The organism is Gottfriedia sp. NPDC056225, assembly GCF_042267765.1.
In the GTDB taxonomy this organism is placed as follows: Bacteria; Bacillota; Bacilli; order Bacillales; family Bacillaceae_G; genus Gottfriedia.
In genome coordinates this window covers 1-1,315 of sequence record NZ_JBHJTJ010000141.1, presented here as the reverse complement: position 1 = coordinate 1,315, position 1,315 = coordinate 1, and the positions used below count along the sequence as shown (strand labels likewise).

Here is a 1,315-nt window from a genome sequence, read left to right as displayed (position 1 = left end):
TGTTCAACTAATGCATGCGTTAGTTACATAAGGAATTATAATAAAATTAATTTTCCACTTTAAAATATTTTGAGACTTCGAAAAATACACTTAAACCAATAATGAAAAATAATAATCCAAACCAGAAGGTGAAGTTTGTAATATTCCATAAATATGAAGGTGTTAAATTTTTAATAGTGGTCATATCAATACCGTTACCATTACCATTAAAAGATAAGGAAATAAGTATCTTTTCTAACCCAGCTAAAACCATCATAATAACTCCCATAAATACACATATTATCCCAAAGTTTTTCATTTAGTTAATCCCCTATTTCTTAGTATTTTTTAATGTAAGTTTCTACATTCTTGTTCAACTATCCTGCCATTTACTCGAATAAAAAAACGAGCAGCAAGCAACTCGTAATCTTCAACTATCGCATGCGTTAGTTGCATAAGAACCTTTTAAATTCAAGTTGATTTTATCTGTTTTTTGCGTAATTCATTATTAACTTATTTGAAATAGAATGTGGAACTTTAAAATCTGGTCTAAAAGTATAACTCATCCATTCTTGTACTACTTCATTTTCAGCTGAAAGCCATACTTTTGTATCTAGCACTACATCAATGTTTAAATCATTATCGTTAAAAGCAATAACGGTTATCTCATAATCCCTATCAGCCCATATTCCCCATTTTTTTGAGGGAGAGAATAACGTAATAATAAACGAATTATTTATGATTGCATCAGCTTCATAATTTTGTGGACCTTCGTTTAATATGTCTAAATAATCATCACCAGTAAGATTAATAGGCAGCTCTAACCAATTAAAATAACCGAATTCCTTATAATAATAGTCTTTTGGGTGAGGTGATAAAACTGCAAAAATTACATACTCATCTTTCGACCATTCGGCTAATCTACGTATTGTTGTCCAAAATTCTTCACTCATTAAATTATCGAACTGTTCAAAGCGGTAATTACTAAACTCTTTTTGAAATACTTGATTAGGGAACTCTTTGTCTAATAAAAAGATATCCTCTTGAATATTCTTTAATTTGTTAAATTTATTGACGTCTTTTATAAAGAAGGATTTCCAATCCAAGTTAAACACCACCCCTTAGTATATGAATAATTGTATCATTCCTTATTGAACTAAACTGCCATTTACTTCAATAAAAAAACGAGCTGCAAGTAACTCGTTTTCTTCCACTAATGCATCAGTTAGTTGCATAAGGGATCATAAAATAGAGAAATAAAAATAGAAATTACTTAAAGTAATTCCAAATGATAGAACCTAAAATAATAATAGCGATTAATGTAAGCATAACACCT

The 1,315-nt window shown here is 29.0% G+C and carries 2 protein-coding genes; both read right to left on the bottom strand.

Annotation, left to right across the window (positions count from 1 at the left end; all coding sequences use genetic code 11):
* Nucleotides 1-46 precede the first annotated feature (46 nt).
* A complete protein-coding gene (locus ACFCYN_RS25470) occupies nt 47-298 on the bottom strand; it encodes a hypothetical protein (RefSeq protein WP_172444332.1) in 252 nt (83 codons plus the stop codon).
* Between the two features lie 163 nt (nt 299-461).
* Nucleotides 462-1,085, bottom strand: a complete 624-nt coding sequence (locus ACFCYN_RS25465) for a hypothetical protein (RefSeq protein WP_375952980.1) — start codon at nt 1,083-1,085, stop codon at nt 462-464.
* Nucleotides 1,086-1,315 lie beyond the last annotated feature (230 nt).